This is a genomic window from Mycobacterium sp. 94-17 (assembly GCF_035617725.1).
In the GTDB taxonomy this organism is placed as follows: domain Bacteria; phylum Actinomycetota; class Actinomycetes; order Mycobacteriales; family Mycobacteriaceae; genus Mycobacterium.
The window spans coordinates 1-403 of record NZ_JAPIYN010000102.1 but is presented as its reverse complement, the minus strand read 5'-3'; the positions used below and the strand labels follow the sequence as shown (position 1 = coordinate 403).

Sequence of the window (403 nt, the reverse complement as noted above, 5' to 3'; positions counted from 1 at the left end):
CCGGGATCTCCCAGGCCGCGGCCGGGGCGGTCAGCATCGGCGCCTCCGACGCCTACCTGTCCGAGGGCGACATGGCCGCACACAAGGGGCTGATGAACATCGCGTTGGCCGTCTCGGCGCAGCAGATCAACTACAACCTGCCCGGCGTCCACCAGCACCTCAAGCTCAACGGCAAGGTGCTGGCCGGCATGTACAACGGCTCCATCAAGACCTGGAACGACCCGCAGATCACCGGGCTGAACCCCGGCATGAACCTGCCCGCCACCCCGGTCGTTCCGCTGCACCGCTCCGACGGATCCGGTGACACCTTCCTGTTCACCCAGTACCTGTCCAAGCAGGACCCCGACGGCTGGGGCAAGTCACCGGGTTTCGGCACCACCGTCGACTTCCCGGCGGTGCCCGG

At 67.7% G+C, this 403-nt stretch carries 1 protein-coding gene; it reads left to right on the top strand.

What is annotated here, in order from left to right; translation table 11 throughout:
* Positions 1-403, top strand: a 403-nt coding sequence (locus OQ789_RS25850) for an extracellular solute-binding protein (RefSeq protein WP_324689273.1), incomplete at both ends; no start/stop codon positions are given.